The organism is Mesonia ostreae, assembly GCF_031845265.1.
Taxonomy (GTDB): Bacteria; Bacteroidota; Bacteroidia; order Flavobacteriales; family Flavobacteriaceae; genus Mesonia; species Mesonia ostreae.
Genome location: NZ_JAVRBG010000013.1, coordinates 56,358 through 81,524, shown reverse-complemented (window position 1 = coordinate 81,524; position 25,167 = coordinate 56,358). Strand labels below are relative to the sequence as shown.

Sequence of the window (25,167 nt, the reverse complement as noted above, 5' to 3'; positions counted from 1 at the left end):
CTTAAATAGTTAACTTATCCATTCTACTCTAACTCTACAATAAGATCCTCACTAAAGACCATCGTACCTTCTTTTAAGTAGATTTTTTTAATCTTCCCATCGGTATTGGCTGTGATTGTGGTTCCCATTTTCATGGCTTCAATGACAAACAAAGGCTCGTTTTTCTTCACTTGTTGCCCTTCTTCTACCATAATTTCAGAAAGCGAACCTTGTAAAGGTGCCGCGACATGCTTCTCGTTATCTTTTTCTGCTCTGGTATGCGTTACCTTCTCTACTTTGATGGAAGCATCCTGAATTTCTACATTTCTCGTCTGTCCGTTTATTTTAAAGAATACAGTGATTTTTCCTTCTTCATCGGCTTCTCCAACAGAAACTAAAGTAATTAACAGTGTTTTTCCTTTATCGAGTTCTACAATAATTTCTTCTCCTGGTTGCATTCCGTAAAAGAAATTTTTGGTAGGAATATGCATCACTTTCCCATACTTCACATAGTGATTGTACAAGTCTTCGAATACTTTTGGATAGAGTTTATAAGATAAGAAATCTGTAATTTCCCACTCTCTATCCATTCCATTGGTAAATTTCTCTTGAAATTCTTTAAATTCTTTCTCGAAATCTACTGGCTCTAAATGAGCGTTTGGCCGATTGGTATACGGAGCTTCATCGCGTAAAATAATCTTCTGAAGGTCTTTTGGAAATCCGCCTACAGGCTGACCTAAATCTCCTCTAAAAAAACTTTTAACCGATTCTGGAAAACTGATGCTTTCTCCTTTTTCGAGTACATCTTTAATCGTTAAATTATTACTCACTAAATACTGAGCCATATCTCCCACTACTTTACTACTAGGCGTCACTTTAACAATATCTCCAAACAATTGGTTTACATCGCTATACATACGGGTAATCTCGTTAAAACGGTCTTTTAAACCAAGAGATTCTGCTTGTGGTACTAAGTTGGAATACTGTCCGCCAGGAATTTCATGTCGATACACTTCTCCCGTTCCAGATTTTAAACCAGATTCAAACGGATAATAATATTCGCGCATCGTCGTCCAATAATTAGAATAAGCATTTAAACTTTGCATATCTATTTTATTTTCGCGCTCTTGATGACGCATAGCTTCTGCCATCGGGTTAAAATTAGGCTGAGAGGTTAAGCCAGATAAGCCCGCTAGAGCAACATCTACCACATCTACTCCAGCTTCAATCGCTTTAAGGTAAGTAGCAGATTGTATGGATGAAGTATCGTGGGTGTGTAAATGTATAGGAATATTAACTTCTGCTTTTAATGCCGAAACCAATTCCGCGGCAGCGTAAGGTTTTAATAAACCTGCCATATCTTTAATCGCCAAAATATGTGCTCCTGCATTTTCAATATCTTTTGCCAAACGCAAGTAATAATCTAGGTTGTATTTGCTGCGTTTAGGGTCTAAAATATCTCCAGTATAACACATGGCTCCTTCGGCGATTCCGTTGGTTTTGGTTCTTACGTATTCTATACAAGGCGCAATAGATTCCATCCAGTTAAGCGAATCAAAAATTCTAAAAATATCAACCCCGTTCTCCCAAGCTTCTTCTACAAATTTTTCGATGAGATTATCAGGATAAGCGGTATAACCCACTCCGTTAGAACCTCTAATTAGCATTTGAAACAAAACATTAGGCATCGCTTCCCGCAATAAGCGCAAGCGTTCCCAAGGATTTTCCTTAAGAAAACGCATACAAACATCAAAAGTGGCTCCTCCCCAAACTTCCATACTAAATACTTCGGGATGGTTTTTGGCAAAACCTTCTGCAACACTTAACATATCTGTGGTTCGCATACGGGTGGCCAATAAACTTTGGTGCGCATCACGCATTGTCGTGTCTGTAAAGTGAATTTTCTTTTCGGCTTTAAGCCATTGAGAAAATTTTTCTGGTCCCATTTCTGTCAATAAATCTTTCGTTCCTTTAGGATATGCTTGTTGCTTATCAAATTTTGGAATTTCAGGAATTACTAGTTTTTTAGTAGAATCTATGGTTTTTACATCTGGATTTCCATTTATAATCACATTTCCTAAGAAATTCACCATTTTGGTGGCTCGGTTTCTAGGTTCTTTAAATTTGAAAAGTTCTGGTGTATTTTTAATGTAGTTAACGGTCACTTCTCCTTTTCTAAACGTAGCGTCGTTGAGGATATTATCTAAAAATGCCATATTGGTTTTTACACCACGCACCCTAAACTCGGCTAAAGCCCTGCGCATTTTTCTACAAGCGCCATCTAGAGTTCTACTACTGGCGGTTAATTTTACCAACATAGAGTCAAAAAACGGAGAAACGCTTACACCTTGATATACACTTCCCGCATCCAGACGTATTCCAAATCCATTAGCACTTCTATAGGTAGTTATAACTCCGTAATCTGGTTTAAAGTCATTCTTAGGATCTTCCGTTGTGATTCTACATTGTACCGCAAAACCTTTAACCTCTACTTTATCTTGAGAAGGAATTTTAATTTGTTCGTCTGCTAGGCGGTATCCACCCGCAATAAATAGTTGGGCTTTTACCACATCTATTCCTGTGACTACTTCGGTTACCGTGTGTTCTACCTGTATTCTTGGGTTTACTTCAATAAAATAAATGCTACCATCTTCATCTACCAAAAATTCTACCGTCCCTGCATTGTTATAGTCTACAGCTTTTCCAATTTTTAAGGCATATTCATATAATTTGTTTTTGGTTTCTTCTTTTAAACCATAAGATGGCGCTATCTCAATCACTTTTTGATAGCGACGCTGTACCGAGCAATCTCGTTCAAAAAGATGGACTAAATTTCCGTGGTTATCTCCCAACAACTGAATTTCTATATGCTTTGGGTTTTCTACAAATTTTTCTATAAATACGGTATCATCTCCAAAGGCATTGGCGGCTTCCCGCTTAGATTCTGGGTAGGCTTGGCGCAACTCCTCTTCGGATCTTATTACGCGCATTCCTCTACCGCCTCCGCCAGAAGCAGCTTTTAGCATGATAGGGTATCCTATTTTTTTTGCTTCCGCGGAAGCAATATCAACATTTTCTAATTCTTTTTCATTACTTTTAATAATAGGAATATTATTATCTATTGCCACTTTTTTGGCCATAATTTTATCGCCTAAAGCTTTTAAAATAGAAACTTTAGGACCAATGAAAATAATACCATTATCCTTACAAGCCTGGGCAAAATCGGCGTTTTCAGAAAGAAATCCGTAACCAGGATGAATGGCATCTATCCCATTTTCTTTAGCCACGGCAATAATCTTGTCTATATCTAAATAGGGTTTTAAAGGCTCTGAATCTTCTCCTATTTGGTAGGCCTCATCGGCTTTATAACGATGTAAGGAATATCGATCTTCGAACGTGTAAATACCTACGGTTCGTAGACCAATTTCGGTACAGGATCTAAAAATACGAATGGCGATTTCGCCTCGATTGGCGACTAAAACTTTATTAATTTTCATTGGTTGTGCGTATAAGTAAATGAATCGCTTAAATATCTATAATTATTATAGGACACCCAACTTTTTTTTTATAAAACCTTGAGATTTTAAGCAACTTCTTAACTTTAAGTGAATTTTTTGTTATTATTAAACTCTAATTAGATTTATTTCTATTAAAACCTACAAACTATTATGATTAAAAAATTACTACTTTACCTCGTCTTTTTAATAAGTACAAGTGTTTTTGCTACTGATGGCTTTAAATATGCTTTAAAAAAACACCAAAAGTTTAACCGTACCATGTCTATTGATATTAACAAATGTACTAGTGTACATTTTCTTTTTGTGAAGAATAAGAATACAAAGCAGCAACAAGTGATTCCTTTCTATGTAGATGAACAAAAAAATATTACAGAATTAAGTAGTTTATCTTTTGAAGATGAACCCGAATTAATTTCTTTTCATACCAACGGAACTACACTCACGTTGATTAATTTTGAAGATGGTAATTTATCTATAGATGATATTGATCTTAGCACAGGAAAGCATCTAAACCGAAACCAAACGCAAGATGTAGAAAAACCCGAATTTATCTTTAAACAAAAAAATAAAAGCATCTTTGTGGAAGCAGATAGAAAAGGAAGAAATTTGACGTTTACACATATTGAAAACTCCACTTCTTCTTCTACCAAAGAACTAGCAACGCCAAAAGACTTACAAGATAAGGTGAAAGACATTTTTAAAACTGATGTAGATGTAATCAACACCCGTGAGTTTGTAAAGAATGGTTCTATCGCCAAATCTCAAGCCTATTTTGAGGGTGATAAACTGCTTCTAGTTTATGACGAAAAAGAAGACGATGAAGTAGAAACTTTACAGATAAATCCCAATGCAGAGCAGGCTTTTGAATTTAAAAACTACAAATCTACCGCATTAGAAAAATTAAAGAAATCTAACTCTTACGTAAATGACGACAAGCTTTTTGTGGTTAATTCTGGTAAAGAAGATGTAGAAATGAATGTTTTTGATATCGAATCTGGTAAAAAGGAAAAGCGTCTTTCATTGCAACAAGAAATGGCTTTCGCCGAAAATGATTTAGAAAAAAGAGAAGATTTTATCAAGCAATCTAGAAAATTTAAAAATAAGCCTACCCTTACCGTAAATGAAACCCAAGAAGGTAATCTTGCAGTACGCATGGATTATGTGAATATTCAGAACTATTCGTATCATAATATGTGGTGGTTTCACCATCATATGATGATGCATCAAATGCATATACAACAGCACCAACAAATGAATATGATGATGGGACCTAATATTTCTTCTTTAGATATAGATGCGCTTTATACAAAAAAGAAAGAATCTACTTCTATTTCATTTGTAATCAGTAAAGATTTAGAGCTTTTGAAAGATGCTTCATTAGAAACTAAATTTAGAGAAGTAGATGCCGAAAAATATATTGAAGAACTAAGCGACAATAAAGAGGTGAAAAATGAAAGCTTGGCTTTTCTAAACGATGAGTACCATTACATTTACACCGATAGAAAAGAGGACGTTGTTTTTATAAAAATTGAGAAATTGGAATAGGCGTTAGAAGTTAGAAGTGAGACAAAATTTAATTTTAATTCCTCTCTTTTATACGAAAAACATTCGTTTTTTTTAGTCAAAATAAAATACCTTCCGCTAGAAAAATTTATTTTGAATAGGTTTCAAAAAAAAATTCTATTCAACAAAAAAAAACTGAATTCGCTGTTCCGAAGAAATAGCGAATTCAGGTTTTTTTTAAGGCTTTTTTTTAAATGATTAATGGTTTTTAAAAACGATTATCTCCGTCTAAGAGATTACCCAAACCACCTAAAATACTTCCTTCGCCTTTATCTTTTCCGCCTCCTTGTGGCGCTGCAGCAAAAACTCTACTCGCTAATCTGCTAAAAGGTAAAGATTGTATATAAACGGTTCCTGGTCCTGTTAAGGTAGCAAATACCATCCCTTCTCCGCCAAAAAGTGTGTTTTTTATACCGCCTACAAACTCAATATTATAATCTACCGTTGCATCAAAACCAATAATACAGCCCGTATCTACACGCAATTTTTCTCCCGCAGCGAGTTCTTTTACCGCCGTAGTTCCGCCGGCGTGGACAAAAGCCATTCCGTTGCCTTCTAGTTTTTGCATGATAAATCCTTCACCACCAAAGAAACCTCTACCAAAGCGTTTAGAAAATTCAATCCCTACAGAAACTCCTTTTGCCGCGCATAAAAATGCATCTTTCTGACAGATGAATTTTCCATTAAAACGATCTAAATCTATCGGGATAATTTTACCAGGATAAGGCGATGCAAAACTGACTTTCTTTTTACCTGGAATGTTATTGTAAAAAAGAGTCATAAACAAACTCTCGCCAGTAAGCACCCGTTTCCCTGCTCCCATTAGTTTTCCGAAGAAACCTTCGTCTTTACCAGAACCATCACCAAAAACGGTTTCCATTTGTATGCCTTGATCCATCATCATAAATGAACCTGCCTCGGCTATGACCGCCTCTTGAGGATCTAGTTCTATTTCTACATATTGCATTTCTTCTCCAAAAATTTGGTAATCTATCTCGTGTGCATTCATAAAATGAGTTCTTTTAATTAAAAATATATACGTACAAAAGGCATAAAAGCACTTCCGTAAATGGATTTATCTTCATTATATATGACGTTATAACGTACGCCAACCGTTACTGGACCTGTATTATATCCTGCACCCAGAAATAAGGCAGGATGCCAAAAATCATCGCTCACTGTAATACCGTAATATTCTATCTCTCTATTTACTCGCAATTGCTCAAACTCTACAGAGAGTTGAACTTGAGGGATTGGAGTTACAATTCCCAAAACGCCTCCCCCGTAAACCGTCGCTCTATAATTATTATCTTTTACGTAGCTGAAATTGAGTCCGGCACCTGCAGAAAAATATTCATTAATAGGATAAATAGCACTTGGGGCAATGCTTCCCGCGAAGTAACCATTGCCAAAATTGAGACCTATACTTCCTCCAAAACGTACTTTTCTCCAAAAATCATTTCCGCTTGACGGAGAAAAAGTTTGCGCAACTACATTACTTGAAAAGATTAGAAAGAGAACCGCAATAGATTGATTTTTTATAAAGTTCATATAGTAAAATTAATACTGATAATTTCATGTCAATTTACACATAAAAAAATTTCAGTCCCAATAATTTTTATAAGATTTAGAGATTTAATCATCAATATGTATATTTGGGTGAATCAAAACTTAATAGTATGAAATTTTTTAAAACCATTTTATTTACGTTTAGTCTTCTATTTATTGTAGCATGTGGCGAAAGCACAGATGTAGTAGAATCTGGAACATACCAAGGAAAAGTAAAAGAGGTAGAAGTCGAGAAGACAGAAATCTATGTCACTACCGATGACAACAAAACCCTTGAACTTTATTTTACCGAAGCCACGAAATTAACCAAAAACGGCGAAACTGTAGATTTTTCTATGTTGAAAGAAAATCAAAAGGTAGAAGTTACGGTAGAGAAAACCGGAAATAGATTAGATCCTATTTCAGTAAAAATTATGGAGTAATCTTTATGAATGCTTTACCAGAATTTTGGCGGTCAGAGGTTTTCCATCCTCTGTCCGTTCATTTTCCCATAGCTTTACTTTTTACAGCTTTAGTGTTTAAATGTATAGCTCTTTTTTATAAGAGAGAAACCTTTCGCTTGGGAGGAAGCATTTTATTGCTTCTAGGCGTTATTGGCTCTTGGGTTGCAATCTACACGGGCAATCTAGCCGATGGGATTGTGGCTAGAACACTTTGCGATCCTACCATTCTTAAAGATCATGAGAATTTTGCCTATACTACGACTTGGATCTTTACCGTTGCTGTGATGCTAGATCTTATATGCTATTTTTTTTCTCAACAACTTGGTACTTTAGCTCTTTGGGTAAAAAGACTTACCCTTATTCTTCTACTGATTGGAAACGGATTTTTAATGTACGTGGGCCATTTAGGCGCTACTTTGGTATACCAACAAGCGGCTGGAGTTTACGTCCCTACAGAGGATTGCCAAGAATTTGAATAATTCATTTTTGATGAATTAAGGCTTCAGTATTTATTTCGCTTTCGCGGAAATAGATTTAGCTTCAATAGAATTTTTTTGGCTACATCTATTGAACATTCATACACCTTATTTTATATAATCTATTGATACGAAATAAGTATCCAAAAAATCGGATCGAAATGTAAAATATAGTTTACATTTAGTAAAATTTATATTACTTTTATAAGAACTAAAAAACTTATTCTTATGAAATTGACGTACTTATTTCCTCATCGTGTAAAAAAACTAAGCGGTTTTATTTTTATTCTTTGCTTTGGTACATTGATAGTGACGACGCTAATGGATTGGGCTCCATCTATGTTTGAAACTTCTATGTTTGCTATGGTCTCTACAGAATTCTTAAAAGATACAGTCTATTTTAGTTGGATTGAAACCAACATGTGGTACGATTTGTTGACTATTATAGTAATTATAAGTGGAATTTTATTCGCTTTTTCTAAAGAAAGAATAGAAGACGAATATATTTCTAATCTAAGATTGAGCGCTTTAGTTAAAGCCGTGTACTGCAATTATGCCATTCTTATTCTAGCCATATTTTTCATTTACAACTTGGCCTTCTTTAGCGTTTTAATTCTAAATATGTTAAGCACATTGATTCTTTTTATTCTCTTCTTTCAAAAGGAATTAATTTCCGTAAAGCGAAATAACTCATGAAAAATTCTATCAAAGTACAGCGAACTATTAAAGGTTTAACACAAGCGGCCTTGGCAGAAAAAGTTGCAGTAACCCGACAGACTATAAATGCAATTGAATTGGAGAAGTATTCGCCTTCTGCAGTGCTAGCGCTAAAGCTAGCCACAGTATTAGATGTAGAAACAGATCAATTATTTCAATTGGAAGAAAAGGATTGGAGCTAATACTATTTTAAAATAACCACCTTTCGTTTACATTCTTTTAACCTCTTGCAGCAAAGATTTTCATATGAAAATTACTCCCTAGGTTTCTAGCAAAATATTTAGCTTTATCTGCTAATTCTCCCTCAAAATAAGTGTCGATGGTTTCAAACCAAAGGTTGAGCCACACGCCAAAATGCTTTGCTTCAATACTATGATTAAATTTTTGGTCTACTTTAATATGTGCATATCCCGGCCTTCCAGTAAATTTATTCACTCGAAACAAGTTACTTTCCCAAAAATCGGTTAGTTTTTCTAAATGCTCATCCCAATCATCTATGGTTTCATTAAAAAAATGACCTATTTCTTCATTAAGTCTTACTTTTTCATAAAATTTATGGACTAGTAAACTTACATCTTCTCTATCTTCAATTATTTTTAAATTTTCCATTTTTAATCGTGAAATTTTTTATTCAATGTAATAATGTATATCTTCTAAGTTAACAAAATTTGCACATGTTTAAAAGAACTTTTATTCTTATATTTTTATTGATGCTTGGTTATTTTTCGGCGTTTAGCCAAACCCAAAGTTTAACCTACCAATTGTTTTATCATAAAAAAGAAATAGGAACGTTAAAGGTAACAAAGATTGTTGAAGGAAACAGAAGTATCTATCAAAATCAGACCCATATCAATACAAGAATACTATTTTCTAAAATCGTAGTGGATTATAGCTACTTAGTCGTTTTTAATAAGAAAAAACTTAGCAACGCTAAAGTTCTCATTGAGGTAAAAGGAGATAAAAGAAGCGATACGCAAACCATTTTAAAGGATGGAATTTACCAGTATTATGAAGATCAAAAGCTAATAAACGAACTAAAAAGCGACATCACGTATTCTGCAGTAATGTTGATGCTAGAAGAACCTGTTGGAATTCACTCAGTTTATTCTGAAGAAAACGGAACTTTTCATTCTTTAAAAAAAATAGGCGAACATGTGTACGAAAAAACAAATGACAAGAACAATGTAAACGAATACGCCTACAAAAATGGAGTCTTAGAAAGCGGAACCATTAACGCTGGTATTATTAGCTTTAGCATGAAATTGATAGATGAGTAATACTACAATAAATTGGTGATGTCGTTTTAAAATTAATAAAACCCAGCAAAACTTTTGCTGGGTTTTATATCTAATTCTGATTTATTTTCTATTAAAACGATGTAGAAACGTTCAAAGTAAAGCCTGTATTTTCTGGTACAAACCTACAAACCCCTCCAACGCAAACTAAACCTCCGCGTTGGCGGCCGTAATTTGCAGCTATTCTCCATGCTCCAAAACGATAAGCGCCTCCAAAATTATAGTAATGATTTTTTTCTGATTCTTTATCGGTTCCATAATTATAGATATCCCAAACATAAAAAGAAAGATTTCTATTGAAGTTATATTCTAAAGTTCCTCCTGCCCAATTTTTTCTATCGGCATCGGCCCAAAGATGCTCTACCTCTAGTCGTATCGATTGCTTTTCACCAAAGGCCCATGTGTTTTCAAACGCTAAAACATCTGCATTAACCACATCTCCGCCTTCAATCAAGCTTTTGTCATAATATTGATGCACATAATAAAAAGCAGACCTCCAATTCTCTGAGAGTTTTTTCTTCACTTCTAAGTTATAATCAGAAAAATATTTTTGAGCTACTCCCAAAAACTTGGTGTCATATTCCTGCGGAAAAAATCTATACTCGCCCGGTAGGTTGTACCAACTAGAAACGTTTGCCGCAACCTTAGTCCCGTATTTTCCGCCAAGTGCAGTTCCCTTTTTGAAATTATAAAAAACATCTATTTGTCCGCCAGTCTCCCCAGCTTTCATTTTATCTACGCCCAAATAACTTACATTTGCCTGAGCTTGATATACATAAATATTTGCCAGATTAGAATGATGTTGTTTGGTTAAACCAGGTAGATAGTTAAGAATTCTATCGTTATAATTAAGACTTGTATTATTATCCCCTAAGTTCTCTGGCACACGTTCTGAATAAAATCCCATATTCTCTAAACGTCTCAAAGTGACGTCTATTCCCAATCCACTTTTAGTGTAACCGAAGTTTAACAAATAAGCGCTTCCAGGTTTCACATAATCTCCATTAATATCATTTTGGGCGCTTAATACTGCATCTTCTGTTTTATAGTTGGCTTCCCCACTGGCGTAAAATGAACCTCTAAAAAAGTTAAAGCGAAAAGCCATGGCATTCGTTAATTCAGAAAATTGCGGATTTTCAATATCGGTTTTTTCATACCTTCCTACATAAGAAGCTCCAACAGATAAGTCTGATTTTTCGAAGTTAAGGTAATCGGTTAGGTAAAATTCAGAATCGAATCCAAAAATATGACCGTCAGACACGGTAAACCCACTGCGTTGTCTTCCGTAAAGTGCTTTTAAACTTATATTGTTATTAGGTCTAAACTCAATGCGTCCTCCGCGAAGCGCATTGTTTATTCCTAAAGCTCTGTCTTCCCAAGTTCTCAAGATTAATCCACTCCCAAATTGCTCGTAGAAATGACCAACAGTAATGTCTAGTTTTTCTGATTTATAATCTAGATAAAAAGTAGCTAAATCTGTTCCTTTAAATTTAGGATTATAATTTAAAAGCGCATTTTTCTCATAGGCTTCCACTTGAATTCCTGCAGTAAACCTTCCGTAGTTATAATTTACATTGATATAATTGTTAGATCTAAAGCGGTCTTCGTACAAAAAGTCTCCCAATTTTGGATCATCTACATAGTATTGCGAATTGGACTCTACTCCACCAAAGAATCTTCCTTGTATTTTATTGGGTTCATTAATAGTATCTTGAGCCGTGGCAGAAGTAGATAAAGCTATCACTCCGCCCAATAAAAAAATAATTTTCTTAACCATTAAAGAGATTTTATCTTTTCGAATAATTCTTCTTCTCCACCTTCTGCATATCCATTATGAACATACTCTACTTTTTGATTCTTAACTACAATTACATGAGGAATATTGTTAATTTGAAGGGCTCTCTTAAGTTCTTGGTTGGTATCCAATAAAACTTCATATTCCCATCCTTTTCCGTTTATCATGGGCTTAATTCTTCTCATAGTTCGAGAATCATCAATAGAAATGGCTACTACTTCAAAATCCACTTCTTCTTGCCAAGCTGCATAATTTTCTTTAATTGCTTCTAACTCACTAATGCAGGGTGCACACCACGTAGCCCAAAATGAAAACACATAAACTTTATCTTTGGCTGCATAATCTTTATATACATTTTGATAATTATTATCTAAATTCTTTAGTTGAACATTTGGCATTTGAGATTGCGCTTGAGAAACGGTAGCAACCAAACAGCAAATAAGGAAAAATACATTTTTCATGGGGTATTAAATTTTTGTTAATAGCGAGCAAATATATAATAATAAGTCAATATTATAAAGAAAATCACAAAGTTCAAGGTCTTTTTTTATTCATCTAATTAATAAATACTATATATTTGTAAATGTTAAAAATTTAACTTAAAACTTATGAAAAAATTATTACTTAGCTTAGCCTTTTTAGCCACAGGCTTATTTGCGCAAGCTCAAATAGCTAACGGCTCTACTGCTCCAGATTTTACGGCAACAGATGTTGATGGAAATTCTCATTCTTTATCTACTTACTTAAGTGAAGGTAAAAATATTGTTATGGATGTTTCTGCTACTTGGTGTGGTCCTTGTTGGGGTTTTCATCAAGCTGAAACTTTAAAAAAATTACATTATGCTTATGCTGCACCCGGATCTGACGAGATAGTTGTTCTTTTTATTGAAGGAGACGCTCAAACTACGATGGCAGATTTAATGGGACAAACAGGTTCATCGCAAGGTGATTGGTTAGCAAATACTCCATATCCAATTATAGATGACGCCAGTATTGCAAGTAGTTATCAAATTGCCTACTACCCTACTCTATTTGGTATTTGTTCTACAGATCAAACAGTGTATGAAGTTGGAACTGTAAATAGCTCTCAAACTGCTTACCTTACACCAAGCGAAGTATTAACTAGAGTTGGAAATTTTTGTGGAGGTAACAATGTAACTGGTGTTCCAAACCACGGTATGTTAGAATTAATAAGCGATGAGGTTTATGTTTGTAGTACTACAGCAAATATTCCTTTCAGCATTACAAACTATGGAAATAACAATATTACCGATGCTACTGTAGTTTTAAAAGAAAACGGTACAGTAATAGCTACTTCAAGCTTTTCAGGAAATGTAAACCAATTTGAGCACGACTCTGCTTTTTTTGAAGATGTAAGTATAGATTTAAATGCTACATACACTGCTGAATTAACTGGAATTAACGGTCAAACTCCTCACAATACTACAACAGAAATGACTACAAGAGCGTACGATTTTATTGTTTCTGAGGAGGCTTCAAATAACATCACTGTTAAAGTAAGAACTGATAATTATCCTACAGAAATTTCGTGGGAAATTAGAAATAGTGCTGGTAATGTTGTTGAAAGTTATGGACCATATTCTGGAAGTCCTAACGGAGGTGGATCTAATGCAAACACCACAAAAATTCACGAAGTAAACCTTCCATCAACTGATTGTTACGATGTAGTATTCTTAGACAACTGGGGAGACGGTTGGGGAAGTAACCCTAATGCCGGTATTGAAATTGTTTCTAACGGCGTAACTGTATATAATGAAGATGCACCAAGTTTTACATCAGAATTTGTAAGAGGATCGGCCTTTAATGTAACTACCTTAGCGACAGAGAATTTTGATGACATTCAAATTTCTATTTATCCAAACCCTTCTAACGGAAGTATTTTTGTTAGTCAGTTAGATAATTACACTATGAATGTATTTGATCTTACAGGAAAGCAAGTCTTTACCAAAAATGATCTTAAGGCTAATGAGGAAGTAAACCTATCTTCTTTAGAAACTGGAATTTACTTTGTTAAAGTGGAATCTAACGACATGCAAAAAACAACGAAGCTTATCTTAAAATAAATTATAATTAACCATAAGGGTTTACCCAGTATTGCTGTTTAGACCCTTGTGTTTTTCAAAAACCCAAATACTATGAAAAAATTAAACCTATTTATTCTTGCGCTTTGCGCATTTACTTACAGTAACGCTCAAATCATTATTACGGAAGAAAACGATACTCCAATTGTAAATAATGAAACCTACTCTTACTCAGAATTAGGAATAGAGTTACCTATTTTTATCACAAACCAAGGGGATGAAGCCGTTCGTATTCTAGCCGAAGTGGTTAATATGAATAATGCTTCAGGAAGTAATTTACAGTTTTGTGTGGGAGGAACGTGTTATGCAAATATTGCAATAGGAAACACCTACCCACTTAATGGCCCTTTAATTTTACAACCTGGTGGTGACAATGGACAATTTGATCATTTTTTTAGTAGTTATCCAGGAGACAATACAGAAGCTCCCGTTGATTACACCTTTAGATTCTATGAAGTAGATGAAAACGGAAATGAATTAGGAGATTTGGTTACATTCACGTACTTATATGATTCTAGTTTAAGTACTTCAAACTTCTCTATGGAAGGCTTAGGAGTAACCTTAAACTCTTCAATCATTGCCGACAACATTTCTTTTAATACGAACGAAAGAATTAACGTTGCTGTTTATGACCTTAACGGAAAGAGAGTTGACAACCAAAGCTTTGAGCAAGGAGCAAATCAATTAAATGCATCACAATTAACTGCTGGTGTGTATTTAGTTAAATTCCAAACGCTTAACGGAAAACAAGCATCTACTAAAATTATTAAGAAGTAATTCATTCTATGAAGATTTTCAAATCCATTTTATTTTTATTACTCTCTATAACTTTGATTTACAGTTGTTCTGAGAGTTATGACATTTTACCTTCAGAGCAGCCTATTCTTATTACGGCAAATAATACCACTAGTCTTATAGACAATTCGGTTATTCTAAAAGCAACTCAGCAAGGAGAAGATGTAACGGCGCAAACCTCTTTTTATATTAACGACGAGTTAATAGAAGGAAACACCTACACGTCTTCTATCCCTGGTGAATATATCGCTAAAGCGGAATATGATAATTTTTTCTCTGAAGCTTTAATCATAACCTACCATGATGGTTCTGAAGTGAACTTTAAAAAGAGAGTTCTTATTGAAGATTATACAGGTACTTGGTGCGGGTATTGTACTCGTGTAGCGCACGCAATTGAAGAAGTATTCTCTAATACAGATAATGCAGTTGCAGTTGCCATACACAGAGATAGCTCTAACCCTAATAGCGGTACATATGATCCTTTTAATTATGACGCTTCAGAATTAGAGAATACATTAGATGCTGCAGGTTATCCAAAAGGATTTTTAAATAGAAAAACCCTGTGGATTAGCCCCGAGCCAGAAAACGTTAATCAAGTGCTTAATCTTAGCCAAGGAGAGAACCCTAAGTTAGGTTTAGCTATCGATAATGAAATTTCAAATGGAAACATCAGTATAGATGTAAGAGTTAAAAAAGCTAAGAATTTTAATCAGCTGAAACTGGTAGTATATGTTTTAGAAAACGGATTGATTTATCCTCAGAAAAATTATACCAACTATTATGGTGCAGTAAACCCTGTACCAGATTTTGAACATAATCACGTTTTAAGAGAAACGCTCACTAGCTTAATGGGAGACCTTATTCCTGAAGCTGAGTTTGAAAATGATGTATACACCAAAAGCTATTCAATATCCGTTCCTGCCAATGTGGAGAATGCAGAAGAATTAGAGTTTGTTGCCTTTGTAATTGATGAGGATGGTAATGCCATTAACGTTAGAAAAGCAGATAAAAACACTACTCAAGATTTTGAACAAATTTAAGTGGCAGATGAATTAAAATCTAAAAAGGCTAAAACATTAAGTTTTAGCCTTTTTTTTATCTTATAAATACAGGTTCCAGCTCCTTCTCAGTTTCCTTTTCACTAAAACGATAATCATCATAGTTAAAGCCCCTAAGATCGTCTAGTGTATGTACATCTTTGTCTAGAATATACCTAACCATACATCCCCTAGCCTTTTTCGCATAGAAACTAATAATCTTTAACTTTCCGTTTTTAAAATCTTTAAAAACAGGACTTACTAGTTTTCCTTTCAGCTCTTTCTTGTGAATAGCCTTAAAATATTCGTTGCTTGCTAGGTTGATAAGCAACTCATCTTTAGACATTTCTTTATTTAGAGCTTCGGTTAGTTTTTCTTTCCAAAATTCATATAAATCCTTATTGTGATGAATAGGTAATTTGGTTCCCATTTCTAATCGGTAAGGCTGCATAAGATCTAATGGTCTCAACATTCCATACAAACCGGAAAGTATACGCAAATCGCTTTGAAGTCTATCTATTTTATCTTCTGGGATGCTGTAGGCATCCAAACCAGAATACACATCACCATCAAACATATAGATAGCAGGTCTAGAATTTTTAACCAGATGTTTTTCTTCAAAATTTTGATACCGATAATAGTTTAAATCGGTTAACTTTTGACTGATGCTCATCAAGTCTGCAATCTCTTTTTTAGTAAGCCTCGCCAACTTCTTATTAATTTGAATAGCTTCTTCTAAGAATTGAGGTTGGGTATATTTTTTTGTAGGTAAATCGCTCTCTAAATTAAGAGATTTAGCTGGAGAAACAAGAATTTTCATATGTCTTTTTATGATAAAGATAAGACTTATAAAAGAAACAGGTTAGTCTTCCTAATTTGGAATTTATATAAAGGCATTTATAAAATTGATTCGCAATAGGGATAGCAGCGGCATCCTTTTGTGAAGCTTAGCGCAACAAAAGATATAGCGAATAGCCCGGCTTTTTTTGCAAAAAAAAGATTGCCCTACTCCAACACCTCTTTTTGATTTTTAGCATAATTTCTCCAACGTTCTATACAGGCTTCGATATCTTCTGGCACTGGAGAATTAAAACTCATCCACTCTTTAGTAGTAGGGTGTTCAAAACCTAAAGTCTTGGCGTGCAAAGCTTGTCTTGGTAGTACTTTAAAGCAATTGTCTACAAATTGTTTGTACTTGGTGAACGAAGTTCCTTTTAAAATTCGCTCTCCTCCATAACGCTCGTCATTAAAGAGAGTATGCCCTATATGTTTCATATGGACTCTAATTTGGTGCGTTCTACCCGTTTCTAACTTACATTTGACTAGCGTTACATAACCAAATCTTTCGATTACTTCATAATGCGTTACGGCATGTTTTCCGTTGTCTGCATCTTCTCCATAATAAACCGTATTTTGTAATCTATTTTTGGGATGTCTTCCTATATTTCCCTCTATGGTGCCTTCTTCATCGTCTACATTTCCCCAAACTAAAGCGACGTACTCTCTTTCACTGGTTTTATTAAAAAATTGTTTAGAAAGATGGGCCATCGCCTGCTCGGTTTTTGCCACAACTAGTAATCCACTGGTATCTTTATCTATGCGATGAACCAATCCTGGTCTATCGCTACTATTGTTGGGTAAGTTATCAAAATGGTATACTAAAGCATTAATAAGGGTTCCAGAATAATTTCCATGACCTGGATGAACCACCATTCCAGCGGGTTTATTGACCACTAAAAGGGTATCATCTTCATAGACAATATCTAAAGGAATATTTTCTGGAGTAAGCAAAGACTCGTATGGAGGATGCTCAAACATTACTTTAACCTCGTCTTCGGCTTTTACCTTATAATTTTGTTTTACGGCAACTCCATTGACAAAAACATTTCCGTCTTTTGCTGCCTTCTGAATTTTATTTCGAGTAGCATTCTCTACAAAATTCATTAAAAATTTATCTACTCTTAAAGGTTCTTGTCCTTTTGAGGCTACAAAATGATAGTGCTCATAAAGCTCATCATTTCCATCATTGCTGTTTTCTTCTTGCTTACTCATAAAAATAGATATTAATTTTCGCTATTATAGTTACGAGTTCCATCACCTAGAATCAAGTCAATAACAGAAGTTTTCATAAGTTCATCGCCTTCTTTTACAGTTTTACCCTTGTGCCTCATTTCTAATACTGCGTTTTTAGCGATATTGGGTTTGTAGGTGACATCGCCAATTTCGAAACCTAAAGATCTTAAAGTAGGTTCTACCTGTCGCTGAGTCCTTCCCAAAAGATTAGGAATTTCTATCTTATTATATCCCGAAGGATTTAAGTTTAAGTAGATTTTTCGATTCTCTTTCACCAAACTCCCCGGCTTAGGCACTTGTTCTATCACAGAATATTTTGGATAATCTGGATTATAATTGGCAGAATCTAAAATTTCTCTTTTTAATTCTAGTCCTTCTAGCTTCTTATCTACAATATCTAACGAAAGCTTAGAAAGATTAGGAACCTCAATTCGTTGATCGTGATTTGTCGTATAATTTAACCATCTCAAGGCACCAAATATGAGTAGAACAATAACTACGAGCGCTATACCCAATTGGATTAAAAACACTCTACTGAATAAAAATTTTATGAAGCTCATTATTTTGACAAATTATGGAGCAAAGATATAAAAACACCCTTATTTTTGTAGAGATTTAACAAGCGATATTATTATATTATCCAATAATGATTTTATGAAAAAGAAAACGATCGCCATCGCTATGGGTGGATATTCCAACGAAGCCGAAATTTCTATAAAAAGTGGTCAACTTGTATACGATTATTTAGACCAAGAAAAGTTCGAAGCTTTTAAGGTTCATATATTAAAGGAAGAATGGTTTGTACTTACCGATAATGGCAAGAAATACCAAATAGATAAATCAGATTTTTCTACCACTATTGAAGGTTCAAAAGTTAATTTTGATGCAGTGTTTAATATTATTCACGGTACTCCCGGAGAAGACGGTTTATTTGCTGCTTATTTAGAAACGGTTAAAATGAAGCAAACCTCTTGTGACTATTATTCCTCTGCGTTAACTTTTAATAAACGGGACTGTATTAGTATCTTAAAAGCGTATGGCATCAAAACAGCTAGCAATTATTTTATCAATAAAGGAGATGAAATATTAGAGGATGAAATTATCGATACCGTAGGTTTACCTTGTTTTGTAAAAGCTAATAAAGCAGGAAGTAGCTTCGGAATTTCAAAAGTAAAAAAGAAACAGGAATTATTAGAAGCAATTCACTTCTCTTATCAAGAGGACGAAGAAGTGATTATAGAATCCTTTTTGGATGGCACAGAGGTTTCTGTAGGAGTAATTAATTATAATGGAGAAATAATAGCTTTACCTGTTACTGAAATTATTTCTGAAAATGAGTTTTTTGATTATAAAGCAAAATATTTAGGACAGTCTCAAGAAATTACACCAGCAAACATCACTAAAGAACAAACGGAAGAAGTTAAACGACAAGCCATTAAAATTTTTAAAACTTTAAAACTAAAGGGCTTAACGAGAGCAGAATTCATTTTTCATAATAATGAACCTCATTTCCTAGAAGTAAACACATGTCCTGGCTTAAGTGAGGCTAGCATTTTACCACAACAAGCCAAAGCAGCCGGAATCACATTAAAGGATTTGTTTACTAGCGTTATAGAGAATACTCTTCAGTAGAAAGAAACTCTTTCTCAATAATTTAGTAACTTCAAGAAAAACAATACTACGATGAAAAAAGCAGTTTTTCCAGGATCATTTGATCCTATCACCTTAGGACATTATGATATTATAGAACGTAGCCTTCAGCTATTTGATGAGGTAATCTTAGCTATAGGCGTTAATGCCGACAAGAAGTATATGTTTTCTTTAGAAGAAAGAAGACAATTTGTAGAAGAAGCTTTTAAAGATGAGCCAAAAATCGTAGTGAAAACCTATAAAGGTCTAACAGTAGATTTTTGCATAAAAGAAAATGCGCCTTTCATCTTGAGAGGTCTTAGAAATCCCGCAGATTTTGAATTTGAAAAAGCCATTGCGCATACCAATAGAAAATTAGAACAAATAGAAACTGTGTTCCTTTTAACTTCAAGTGGTAAAAGTTATATTTCTTCTTCTATCGTAAGAGATGTGATTAGAAACCAAGGGGATTATACGATGTTGGTACCAGATGCTGTACGAGTGAAGTCTTAATGAATAACAAATTAATCTACGATAATCACATAAGTATAGTCATAAAAAAAGCTCCCTAATGGGAGCTTTTAAAATATCTAAAAGTTTTAAAGCTTATTGCTTCACTACTTTTTTAGTAATGTTTCCTTCATTAGTATTGATGGTTAATAAATAAACACCAGAAGCTATAGAAGAAGTATTGATAGTATTATTAGCAGAAACTTCTACTTGCGTACCTTTCCCTAAGATATCATACATCATAGCACCTTCAATTTGAATAGAAGAAGGAACAGTAATGTTTAATACATTGTTCACTGGATTAGGGTATAAAGAAACTTGCGCAGCAATTGCACTATCCACTGCTAATGTACCAGTTCCAACTAAATCTAAAATTATATTATTGTTAGGGAAGTCTCCTACGTCAGCCGCAGGTGTTGGAGTAGTAATACCACAACCCTCAGCATAAAGATAACTTGGAGCATTTTGTCCAGCCGCATTAATACCTATTCTCATATCTAAATTGTTTGGAGCTTCTGGAGATGCAGGAATATCGAGACCAATAATAATTTCTTGACTTGCTGATAAAGTTAATACATCATCTAATCTAGCTTCAATTTTCATTGCATCATCTTCAACAGTCGCTTGAAGATCTACAGAAGCTAATTCAGTTAAATTTCCTCCTGGGAAAGCAGCATCAGCAATATAAAATCTTACCGTATAATCATGTGTAGGATTAGTTCCCCCTACATCAGAAAAAGATATAAAGAAATCAGATCCTTCAACATTAAAGTCACCTGTATATCCAAAATCTGATGGAGTATAAGATCTATAAAAAATGTTTGCACTAGAAGTTGCCTGTGGAGTTCCTCCACCCGCTGCACATGCTACAGAACCAGTTTCCATAAAAGAATTATCTACAGAGTGAGATAAAACATCTTGTGCATTCATAAACGTAGACACTGCAAAAGCAGCTGCCAATAAAGTAATTTTTTTCATTTTAATTCGGGTTTATAAGTTTGTAAGCGCCTAAATTACTAATTTAGTTTCATAATTCAATAGCTTTCACTTGAAATTTTATCCTTTATGAAAAACATAAGCATCTTAATCCTTACTATAGTCATTATAACCAGCTGTGACCTATCAAAATACAAAATCACTAAAGAATATGACTTATCTACCACCTTCGAAAAATCGAATGGTGAAGAAACGGGAACTTATAAAGAAGTTATAGATTTTTATACTCAATTAGACGACGCTTTTACAACTATCCAAATGAAAAAGGTTGGAATTACAGATAGCGGGGAGCCTTTGCATTTAGTTGTCTACGATCCAGAAAGTAATTTCGACTGGAGTGCTATTCATAAAAACAAAACCGTTTTACTCATTAATAACGGTATTCATCCTGGAGAAAGTGATGGGATAGATGCTACTATGATCATGTTGAGAAAATTTGCTCAGGATTCTTTAAAAGCGCCAAAAAATACGGTGATTGCAACCATACCTATATATAATGTTGGAGGCGCATTAAATAGAAACAGTACTTCTCGCACCAATCAAAACGGACCTAAGGAATACGGTTTTAGAGGAAATGCTAGAAATTATGACCTCAACCGCGATTTTATTAAAATGGATTCTAAAAATGCGTTCGCTTTCGCGGAAATTTTTCATCAAGTGAATCCAGATGTTTTTATTGACAACCATGTAAGCAATGGCGCAGATTATCAATATACGCTAACACATCTTCTTACGCAACACAATAGATTGGGAGGCTCTTTGGGAAAATACCTGAAAGAGAATCTTATGATCCAATTGGAAGATAGTTTGGCTGTAAAAGGAATTCCCATAACTCCGTATGTAAATGTATTTAATGAAGTGCCCGAAAAAGGTTTTTCTCAATTTCTCGATACTCCTAGATATTCTACAGGATATACCACTTTATGGAACACACTGGGGTTGATGATAGAAACCCACATGTTAAAGCCTTATCAACAGCGAGTAGAAAGCACCTATGAATTGATGACCACTTGTATAGATATTATTGAAAATAGCGAAGGTCGCATTAAAAAACTCCGCGCTGAAAATCAAAAGTACTTTGAAGACTCGAAATTCTACCCTATTAATTATGCGGTGAATAAGGACACGCTTACCACCATCGATTTTCAAGGCTATGAAGCTGAAAAGCTTAAAAGTGAAGTCACTCAGCTATCCCGACTTAAATACAATAAAGAGAAACCGTTTCATAAAGAAGTCTCGTATTATGATTATTTCCAAGCGAAAGACAGTATTTCTATTCCAAAAGCTTATGTGATTCCGCAAGGATGGTGGGCAATTAAAGACCGGCTTCTAGCAAATAAGATAGATTTCGAGACTTTAGAAAAAGATAGCCTCATGGAAGTAGAGGTTTATAGAATCAAAAATTTTGAGACTTCATCTACTCCCTATGAAGGACATTACCTTCACAAAAATACTAGCGTTACCGCCTCCGTTAAAAGAGTAAAGTTTAGAAAAGGAGATATGATTGTTCCTACGCACCAAGCTGGAATGCGATATTTGCTAGAGACTTTAGAGCCTTCCGCAGTAGATTCTTTTTTTAATTGGAATTTTTTCGACACCATTCTTCAGCAAAAAGAAGGTTTCTCTCCGTATGTATTTGAAGACATAGCACTTTCTTTCTTAAAAGAAAACCCTTCCGTAAAGAAAGCCTTTGAAGACAAAAAAGCCAAAGACAAAGCCTTTAGAAATAACTGGTATGCGCAATTGGATTGGATTCATAAGAAAAGTCCCAATTACGAAAAAGCCCATTTAGTGTATCCGGTTTTTAGGATGCTGAATTAAATACTCTTTAGGAAAAAGTAGTTTAATATTTTCATAGGATTTTTGAAGCGCTTTTTGACTTTTTTCAAAGTTTTTCCATTTCGCTTTTTTAATACCTTCATTTTTTTGAGGCACTAGCTCTCCCTTATAACAGGTTTTCATTTCGAACCAATGCGTTTCCTTCAATTTGTATTTTCCATTTCGTTTTAGAATATGATACGTCACTTGTAAAAATTTGGTAATCTCTAAACCTTCTACTTGGGTCTCCTCCTCTACTTCTCTTAAGGAAGTCTCCTCAATACTTTCGCCATCTTCAGCCTTACCTTTGGGCAAATCCCATCTTCCCTTACGCTTAATAAATAAAATTTCTCCTTTTTCATTGTATACCAATCCGCCGCCAGCTACAATCGTTTTTAATTTAGTTTTTAAAATTTCAAGCAACTCATCTTCCTTTTCGTGATAAAGATTTACATAAAAAAGCTCTCCTTTACTTACTTTTTTAATAATACGTTTTATCTTCGCCGTTTTAATTGGGATAGAAGTATATTGATTTCCAATATCTTTCTTTGTCGAAAGAATTAATGGAATATCATTTACAAAAACTTTATACATTTACAGAATGATTTTAGATAAAGAAACTGCCAAAAAAACAGCTGAATTACTGTTGCAAATTAAAGCAATTAAATTAAACCCGCAAGAACCTTTTACATGGTCTAGTGGATGGAAGTCACCCATTTACTGCGATAACCGAATTATTTTATCTTATCCGCCCATTCGTAACTTTGTAAGAGACCATATGGCCAAACAAGTAGAAAAAATTTATGGCAAAGCCGATGTAATTGCAGGTGTAGCTACTGGAGCCATAGGAATTGGGATGCTTGTTGCTGAATATTTAGGAGTTCCTTTTGTATACGTGAGACCGGAAGCTAAAAAACACGGAAGACAAAACCAGATTGAAGGTCATTTGGAAGGCGGACAAAGTGTCGTGGTAATTGAAGATCTAATTAGCACAGGAAACAGTAGTCTTAATGCGGTAAAAGCCTTAAAGAGTGCGAATTGCAATGTAAAAGGAATGCTTGCTATTTTCTCTTACGGATTTGATGTAGCAAAAGAAAATTTTGAAAAAGAGCATTTAGAAGTACACACGTTAAGTGACTACTCTGCGCTTATAGAGCAAGCCTACGAAAATAATTATTTAAACAGAAAAGAGCTAGAAACGCTTCAAGATTGGAGAAATAATCCTTCTACTTGGAGTCCAAAATTATAAATATGCACTTAGAAAGCGAAAAAAATAAGGTCAATAAAAGTCAGGAAGAATTATTCCATTTTCTTACCGAAGTAAAAAATTACGAAAGCATTATGCCCAATTCTATACAAAAGTTTGAGGTAAAAGGTGAGGATAGTTTTTTGTTTCAACTTAAAGGAATGCCAGAAATTAAACTTCTTATCAAGGACACAACTCCTTTCCATCAAGTAATTTTGGGCGCAAGAAGTGAAAAGCTTCCGTTTACGCTTACCGCAAATATTGCTGAAATTTCTTCCGAAGAAAGCGAAGTACAACTTGTTTTTGAAGGAGAGTTTAATGCTATGATGGCCATGATGATTAAAATTCCATTAAAAAACTTTATCAATGCCCTATGTGAGAACATGGCTAAGCTTTAATAAAGCAGCCTAATTTCTTTGATTTCAAAAGAGCTTAGTTTCTCGTCTTCAAACAAGATTTCTAACAAACCTTGTTGGGAGACTTTTTTTATGATGCCCGTAGTTCGCTCTCCGTTGGGAAATTGAAAAGTAGAAGCCTTTTCCATTCTAAACAAATGTTTGTGGTATTTTTCTAAAATAGCTTCGTGAGAAAATGTTAAAAACTCATAGATATCATTTTCAATCTGTTGCACCAATTGTTTTAGCACATTGTCCAAATCATAATGAATGCCCGTAAGTTCTTTTAATGAAGAAGCTCTGTACAAAGTATCAAAATTTATCTGGTTTACATTAAGCCCTACTCCAATGATTGCAGTATTAATTTTTTGATTGCCAAAAATGTTTTCAATAAGAATTCCACAAATTTTAAATCCATCTGCCAATATGTCGTTAGGCCATTTTACTTTTAAATTAAGAACGCCCAACCTCTTTAACACCTTTAAAACTGCCAAAGAAGTAATAGCACTTAATTTAAACTGGTTTTCTATTTTAAGATTTAAACCGTCTAAAAGAACGCTAAAGGTTAGGTTCTTACCTTTTTCTGAATTCCAATTAGCGCCCATTTGTCCTCTTCCCTGCGTTTGATTTTCGGCAACTACATAACAGTTTTTTATGTTAGGATTGGCACGATATAATTCACGCAAATAGATATTAGTAGATGGGGTGGTACGGACTTTGATACTCTTCATAAAAAAAGTGTTGATAATAGAACGATAAGTTTTTGTTAACAATGCAAAAAAAGAGCAAAAAATAATAACTTTGCACAAAATAAATAAATTTAATGATAAAAACTGAAAATAACACAGACCTACTCCTAACGCAAATCATAAAAGGTATAGAAGATGTTAAGGGTAATGACATACGCATACTAGATCTTCGCGAGATTGAAAATACGGTTTGTGACTATTTTGTAATTTGTAATGGTACTTCCAACACCCAAGTAAACGCTATTGTTAACTCTGTTCAAAAAGGAGTAAGCAAGTCTTTAAAAGACAAGCCTTGGCATGTGGAAGGCACAGAAAATGCCGAATGGGTCCTTATTGATTATGTAAATGTTGTAGTTCACGTTTTTCAAAAACACATTAGAGAATTTTACGATATTGAAGGCCTTTGGGGAGATGCCAAATCTACCACAATACAAACAAATTACTAAATTACAAGCACTTTTA

General features: G+C 34.3%; 27 protein-coding genes. 15 read left to right on the top strand and 12 right to left on the bottom strand.

Going from position 1 to position 25,167, the window contains the following annotated elements; all coding sequences use genetic code 11:
* Positions 1-23: 23 nt before the first annotated feature.
* Positions 24-3,476 carry a pyruvate carboxylase gene (locus RLT85_RS12475; RefSeq protein ID WP_311402382.1) on the bottom strand — a complete coding sequence of 1,151 codons (3,453 nt, stop codon included), beginning with the start codon at positions 3,474-3,476 and terminating at the stop codon, positions 24-26.
* A gap of 171 nt (positions 3,477-3,647) precedes the next feature.
* Between RLT85_RS12475 and RLT85_RS12470 the strand changes: the two genes are divergently transcribed.
* Positions 3,648-5,042, top strand: coding sequence for a hypothetical protein (locus RLT85_RS12470; protein WP_311402381.1), 1,395 nt, complete (start codon positions 3,648-3,650; stop codon positions 5,040-5,042).
* 226 nt (positions 5,043-5,268) lie between these two features.
* Here the strand turns inward: RLT85_RS12470 and RLT85_RS12465 are convergent, their stop codons facing one another.
* On the bottom strand, positions 5,269-6,069 hold the full coding sequence (locus RLT85_RS12465; RefSeq protein WP_311402380.1) for a TIGR00266 family protein: 801 nt from the start codon (positions 6,067-6,069) through the stop codon (positions 5,269-5,271).
* A 17-nt stretch (positions 6,070-6,086) separates the two neighbouring features.
* On the bottom strand, positions 6,087-6,611 hold the full coding sequence (locus RLT85_RS12460; protein ID WP_311402379.1) for an alpha-ketoglutarate decarboxylase: 525 nt from the start codon (positions 6,609-6,611) through the stop codon (positions 6,087-6,089).
* Positions 6,612-6,739: 128 nt separating this feature from the next.
* Here RLT85_RS12460 and RLT85_RS12455 point away from each other — a divergent pair, with 128 nt between their 5' ends.
* The 4 genes from RLT85_RS12455 (at position 6,740) to RLT85_RS12440 (ending at position 8,447) form a co-directional block, all read left to right on the top strand.
* Positions 6,740-7,051, top strand: coding sequence for a hypothetical protein (locus RLT85_RS12455; RefSeq protein ID WP_311402378.1), 312 nt, complete (start codon positions 6,740-6,742; stop codon positions 7,049-7,051).
* Positions 7,052-7,056: 5 nt separating this feature from the next.
* Complete coding sequence (locus tag RLT85_RS12450; RefSeq protein ID WP_311402377.1) at positions 7,057-7,551, top strand: DUF2231 domain-containing protein; 495 nt, start codon at positions 7,057-7,059, stop codon at positions 7,549-7,551.
* A 225-nt stretch (positions 7,552-7,776) separates the two neighbouring features.
* Complete coding sequence (locus tag RLT85_RS12445) at positions 7,777-8,244, top strand: hypothetical protein (protein WP_311402376.1); 468 nt, start codon at positions 7,777-7,779, stop codon at positions 8,242-8,244.
* Positions 8,241-8,447, top strand: a complete 207-nt coding sequence (locus RLT85_RS12440) for a helix-turn-helix transcriptional regulator (protein WP_311402375.1) — start codon at positions 8,241-8,243, stop codon at positions 8,445-8,447. Before RLT85_RS12445 ends, RLT85_RS12440 begins: the two co-directional genes overlap by 4 nt.
* Before the next feature lie 37 nt (positions 8,448-8,484).
* Here the strand turns inward: RLT85_RS12440 and RLT85_RS12435 are convergent, their stop codons facing one another.
* Positions 8,485-8,874, bottom strand: a complete 390-nt coding sequence (locus RLT85_RS12435) for a group III truncated hemoglobin (RefSeq protein ID WP_311402374.1) — start codon at positions 8,872-8,874, stop codon at positions 8,485-8,487.
* Between the two features lie 65 nt (positions 8,875-8,939).
* Between RLT85_RS12435 and RLT85_RS12430 the strand changes: the two genes are divergently transcribed.
* Positions 8,940-9,542 (top strand): DUF6134 family protein, encoded by a 603-nt coding sequence (locus RLT85_RS12430; RefSeq protein WP_311402373.1) that lies wholly within the window; start codon positions 8,940-8,942, stop codon positions 9,540-9,542.
* 91 nt (positions 9,543-9,633) lie between these two features.
* Here the strand turns inward: RLT85_RS12430 and RLT85_RS12425 are convergent, their stop codons facing one another.
* Positions 9,634-11,337 carry a DUF6029 family protein gene (locus tag RLT85_RS12425; RefSeq protein WP_311402372.1) on the bottom strand — a complete coding sequence of 568 codons (1,704 nt, stop codon included), beginning with the start codon at positions 11,335-11,337 and terminating at the stop codon, positions 9,634-9,636.
* Complete coding sequence (locus RLT85_RS12420) at positions 11,337-11,816, bottom strand: TlpA family protein disulfide reductase (RefSeq protein WP_308863623.1); 480 nt, start codon at positions 11,814-11,816, stop codon at positions 11,337-11,339. Before RLT85_RS12420 ends, RLT85_RS12425 begins: the two co-directional genes overlap by 1 nt.
* Positions 11,817-11,963: 147 nt before the next feature.
* Between RLT85_RS12420 and RLT85_RS12415 the strand changes: the two genes are divergently transcribed.
* The 3 genes from RLT85_RS12415 (at position 11,964) to RLT85_RS12405 (ending at position 15,292) form a co-directional block, all read left to right on the top strand.
* Positions 11,964-13,439 carry a peroxiredoxin family protein gene (locus tag RLT85_RS12415; protein WP_308863622.1) on the top strand — a complete coding sequence of 492 codons (1,476 nt, stop codon included), beginning with the start codon at positions 11,964-11,966 and terminating at the stop codon, positions 13,437-13,439.
* A gap of 72 nt (positions 13,440-13,511) precedes the next feature.
* Positions 13,512-14,234, top strand: coding sequence for a T9SS type A sorting domain-containing protein (locus tag RLT85_RS12410; protein WP_311402371.1), 723 nt, complete (start codon positions 13,512-13,514; stop codon positions 14,232-14,234).
* An 8-nt stretch (positions 14,235-14,242) separates the two neighbouring features.
* Positions 14,243-15,292 (top strand): Omp28-related outer membrane protein, encoded by a 1,050-nt coding sequence (locus RLT85_RS12405; RefSeq protein ID WP_311402370.1) that lies wholly within the window; start codon positions 14,243-14,245, stop codon positions 15,290-15,292.
* Between the two features lie 55 nt (positions 15,293-15,347).
* Here the strand turns inward: RLT85_RS12405 and yaaA are convergent, their stop codons facing one another.
* From yaaA to RLT85_RS12390, 3 genes are all read right to left on the bottom strand, one after another.
* On the bottom strand, positions 15,348-16,109 hold the full coding sequence (gene yaaA / locus RLT85_RS12400; RefSeq protein WP_311402369.1) for a peroxide stress protein YaaA: 762 nt from the start codon (positions 16,107-16,109) through the stop codon (positions 15,348-15,350).
* A gap of 185 nt (positions 16,110-16,294) precedes the next feature.
* Entirely contained in the window at positions 16,295-17,341 is a 1,047-nt protein-coding gene (locus RLT85_RS12395; RefSeq protein WP_311402368.1) for an RluA family pseudouridine synthase, read from the bottom strand.
* Between the two features lie 11 nt (positions 17,342-17,352).
* Complete coding sequence (locus RLT85_RS12390) at positions 17,353-17,922, bottom strand: PASTA domain-containing protein (protein ID WP_311402367.1); 570 nt, start codon at positions 17,920-17,922, stop codon at positions 17,353-17,355.
* A 94-nt stretch (positions 17,923-18,016) separates the two neighbouring features.
* On the opposite strand from RLT85_RS12390, the gene RLT85_RS12385 reads away from it, so the two are divergent.
* Positions 18,017-18,994, top strand: coding sequence for a D-alanine--D-alanine ligase (locus tag RLT85_RS12385; RefSeq protein ID WP_311402366.1), 978 nt, complete (start codon positions 18,017-18,019; stop codon positions 18,992-18,994).
* 51 nt (positions 18,995-19,045) lie between these two features.
* The gene (gene coaD / locus RLT85_RS12380; protein ID WP_311402365.1) at positions 19,046-19,504 is read left to right on the top strand and encodes a pantetheine-phosphate adenylyltransferase; all 459 of its coding nucleotides are present in this window, start codon (positions 19,046-19,048) and stop codon (positions 19,502-19,504) included.
* A gap of 93 nt (positions 19,505-19,597) precedes the next feature.
* Here the strand turns inward: coaD and RLT85_RS12375 are convergent, their stop codons facing one another.
* The gene (locus RLT85_RS12375) at positions 19,598-20,479 is read right to left on the bottom strand and encodes a T9SS type A sorting domain-containing protein (RefSeq protein WP_311402364.1); all 882 of its coding nucleotides are present in this window, start codon (positions 20,477-20,479) and stop codon (positions 19,598-19,600) included.
* Positions 20,480-20,566: 87 nt separating this feature from the next.
* Between RLT85_RS12375 and RLT85_RS12370 the strand changes: the two genes are divergently transcribed.
* Positions 20,567-22,318 carry a M14 family metallopeptidase gene (locus RLT85_RS12370; RefSeq protein ID WP_311402363.1) on the top strand — a complete coding sequence of 584 codons (1,752 nt, stop codon included), beginning with the start codon at positions 20,567-20,569 and terminating at the stop codon, positions 22,316-22,318.
* Here RLT85_RS12370 and RLT85_RS12365 read toward each other — a convergent pair.
* A complete protein-coding gene (locus RLT85_RS12365) occupies positions 22,286-22,909 on the bottom strand; it encodes an NUDIX hydrolase (RefSeq protein WP_311402362.1) in 624 nt (207 codons plus the stop codon). The two genes, RLT85_RS12370 and RLT85_RS12365, sit on opposite strands and share 33 nt — an antisense overlap.
* A 7-nt stretch (positions 22,910-22,916) precedes the next feature.
* Between RLT85_RS12365 and pyrE the strand changes: the two genes are divergently transcribed.
* Both pyrE and RLT85_RS12355 read left to right on the top strand, forming a co-directional pair.
* Positions 22,917-23,564 carry an orotate phosphoribosyltransferase gene (pyrE, locus tag RLT85_RS12360; RefSeq protein ID WP_311402361.1) on the top strand — a complete coding sequence of 216 codons (648 nt, stop codon included), beginning with the start codon at positions 22,917-22,919 and terminating at the stop codon, positions 23,562-23,564.
* A gap of 2 nt (positions 23,565-23,566) precedes the next feature.
* A complete protein-coding gene (locus tag RLT85_RS12355) occupies positions 23,567-23,959 on the top strand; it encodes an SRPBCC family protein (RefSeq protein WP_311402360.1) in 393 nt (130 codons plus the stop codon).
* On the opposite strand, the gene RLT85_RS12350 is transcribed toward RLT85_RS12355, so the two are convergent.
* Entirely contained in the window at positions 23,956-24,687 is a 732-nt protein-coding gene (locus RLT85_RS12350) for a biotin--[acetyl-CoA-carboxylase] ligase (protein ID WP_311402359.1), read from the bottom strand. The genes RLT85_RS12355 and RLT85_RS12350 overlap by 4 nt on opposite strands.
* A 92-nt stretch (positions 24,688-24,779) precedes the next feature.
* Between RLT85_RS12350 and rsfS the strand changes: the two genes are divergently transcribed.
* The gene (rsfS, locus tag RLT85_RS12345) at positions 24,780-25,151 is read left to right on the top strand and encodes a ribosome silencing factor (protein WP_311402358.1); all 372 of its coding nucleotides are present in this window, start codon (positions 24,780-24,782) and stop codon (positions 25,149-25,151) included.
* Positions 25,152-25,167 lie beyond the last annotated feature (16 nt).

What these genes read in the sequence shown, in the direction of transcription:
- RLT85_RS12375 (WP_311402364.1), bottom strand. Translation starts at nt 20,479, where the DNA reads ATGAAAAAAATTACTTTATTGGCAGCTGCTTTTGCAGTGTCTACGTTT.
- RLT85_RS12395 (WP_311402368.1), bottom strand. Translation starts at nt 17,341, where the DNA reads ATGAGTAAGCAAGAAGAAAACAGCAATGATGGAAATGATGAGCTTTAT.
- RLT85_RS12415 (WP_308863622.1), top strand. Translation starts at nt 11,964, where the DNA reads ATGAAAAAATTATTACTTAGCTTAGCCTTTTTAGCCACAGGCTTATTT.
- RLT85_RS12435 (WP_311402374.1), bottom strand. Translation starts at nt 8,874, where the DNA reads ATGGAAAATTTAAAAATAATTGAAGATAGAGAAGATGTAAGTTTACTA.
- RLT85_RS12455 (WP_311402378.1), top strand. Translation starts at nt 6,740, where the DNA reads ATGAAATTTTTTAAAACCATTTTATTTACGTTTAGTCTTCTATTTATT.
- RLT85_RS12460 (WP_311402379.1), bottom strand. Translation starts at nt 6,611, where the DNA reads ATGAACTTTATAAAAAATCAATCTATTGCGGTTCTCTTTCTAATCTTT.
- pyrE (WP_311402361.1), top strand. Translation starts at nt 22,917, where the DNA reads ATGATTTTAGATAAAGAAACTGCCAAAAAAACAGCTGAATTACTGTTG.
- RLT85_RS12355 (WP_311402360.1), top strand. Translation starts at nt 23,567, where the DNA reads ATGCACTTAGAAAGCGAAAAAAATAAGGTCAATAAAAGTCAGGAAGAA.
- RLT85_RS12410 (WP_311402371.1), top strand. Translation starts at nt 13,512, where the DNA reads ATGAAAAAATTAAACCTATTTATTCTTGCGCTTTGCGCATTTACTTAC.
- RLT85_RS12465 (WP_311402380.1), bottom strand. Translation starts at nt 6,069, where the DNA reads ATGAATGCACACGAGATAGATTACCAAATTTTTGGAGAAGAAATGCAA.
- yaaA (WP_311402369.1), bottom strand. Translation starts at nt 16,109, where the DNA reads ATGAAAATTCTTGTTTCTCCAGCTAAATCTCTTAATTTAGAGAGCGAT.
- RLT85_RS12365 (WP_311402362.1), bottom strand. Translation starts at nt 22,909, where the DNA reads ATGTATAAAGTTTTTGTAAATGATATTCCATTAATTCTTTCGACAAAG.
- RLT85_RS12390 (WP_311402367.1), bottom strand. Translation starts at nt 17,922, where the DNA reads ATGAGCTTCATAAAATTTTTATTCAGTAGAGTGTTTTTAATCCAATTG.
- RLT85_RS12370 (WP_311402363.1), top strand. Translation starts at nt 20,567, where the DNA reads ATGAAAAACATAAGCATCTTAATCCTTACTATAGTCATTATAACCAGC.
- RLT85_RS12350 (WP_311402359.1), bottom strand. Translation starts at nt 24,687, where the DNA reads ATGAAGAGTATCAAAGTCCGTACCACCCCATCTACTAATATCTATTTG.
- RLT85_RS12430 (WP_311402373.1), top strand. Translation starts at nt 8,940, where the DNA reads ATGTTTAAAAGAACTTTTATTCTTATATTTTTATTGATGCTTGGTTAT.
- RLT85_RS12475 (WP_311402382.1), bottom strand. Translation starts at nt 3,476, where the DNA reads ATGAAAATTAATAAAGTTTTAGTCGCCAATCGAGGCGAAATCGCCATT.
- RLT85_RS12405 (WP_311402370.1), top strand. Translation starts at nt 14,243, where the DNA reads ATGAAGATTTTCAAATCCATTTTATTTTTATTACTCTCTATAACTTTG.
- RLT85_RS12450 (WP_311402377.1), top strand. Translation starts at nt 7,057, where the DNA reads ATGAATGCTTTACCAGAATTTTGGCGGTCAGAGGTTTTCCATCCTCTG.
- rsfS (WP_311402358.1), top strand. Translation starts at nt 24,780, where the DNA reads ATGATAAAAACTGAAAATAACACAGACCTACTCCTAACGCAAATCATA.
- RLT85_RS12420 (WP_308863623.1), bottom strand. Translation starts at nt 11,816, where the DNA reads ATGAAAAATGTATTTTTCCTTATTTGCTGTTTGGTTGCTACCGTTTCT.
- RLT85_RS12425 (WP_311402372.1), bottom strand. Translation starts at nt 11,337, where the DNA reads ATGGTTAAGAAAATTATTTTTTTATTGGGCGGAGTGATAGCTTTATCT.
- coaD (WP_311402365.1), top strand. Translation starts at nt 19,046, where the DNA reads ATGAAAAAAGCAGTTTTTCCAGGATCATTTGATCCTATCACCTTAGGA.
- RLT85_RS12440 (WP_311402375.1), top strand. Translation starts at nt 8,241, where the DNA reads ATGAAAAATTCTATCAAAGTACAGCGAACTATTAAAGGTTTAACACAA.
- RLT85_RS12385 (WP_311402366.1), top strand. Translation starts at nt 18,017, where the DNA reads ATGAAAAAGAAAACGATCGCCATCGCTATGGGTGGATATTCCAACGAA.
- RLT85_RS12445 (WP_311402376.1), top strand. Translation starts at nt 7,777, where the DNA reads ATGAAATTGACGTACTTATTTCCTCATCGTGTAAAAAAACTAAGCGGT.
- RLT85_RS12470 (WP_311402381.1), top strand. Translation starts at nt 3,648, where the DNA reads ATGATTAAAAAATTACTACTTTACCTCGTCTTTTTAATAAGTACAAGT.